The 550-nt window shown below is 45.8% G+C and carries 2 protein-coding genes; both read left to right on the forward strand.

The features are described 5' to 3' along the window. Window positions 1-261: VOC family protein (locus A3762_RS02985; protein WP_068754032.1), on the forward strand; the 261-nt coding region annotated here is incomplete at its 5' end. Between the two features lie 181 nt (window positions 262-442). Continuing rightward, on the forward strand, window positions 443-550 hold a 108-nt coding region (locus tag A3762_RS28570), incomplete at its 3' end, for a UvrD-helicase domain-containing protein (RefSeq protein ID WP_156493177.1).

The raw sequence follows: 550 nt of genomic DNA on the forward strand, positions 1-550 counted from the left end.
GCCTTCATCGGAAAATCAATGTCAGAACCAATGATTAGTGTCTGCATTCCGTTTAATGAACAAGACCCAGCTCCGGGCAATGGCGTGATGATGGCCTTTCCTGCCGGCTCAAAAGACAATGCAAAAGCACTTCACGAAAAAGCGATTTCACTTGGCGCTACTTGCGATGGCGAGCCAGGCCAGCGTGTTCCAGATGCATTCTATGGTGCATATGTAAAAGATCCAGATGGTAATAAAATGGCTTTTTACGAGTTCGGCTAAACCCATTCTGGCGATTGAATCTAGCATCTCGATCGGTGCTGGATTCACTTAAGCACAAACTTTTTCTGTACGACAAGCAACACACAACTCACCCCACTACTTTTTATTTTGCGCTCAAAAGCGTCGTTAAGCCCTGATATACTCTCGACCCTCTGAATAGTTAAAACAAAGTAGCACCCTAATGGACGTATCTCATTTACTTGATGGCTTAAACGACGCACAACGCGAAGCAGTCGCAGCCCCTATGCAAAACTTACTCGTATTGGCTGGAGCTGGAAGCGGAAAAACC

It is taken from the genome of Oleiphilus sp. HI0125 (assembly GCF_001635355.1).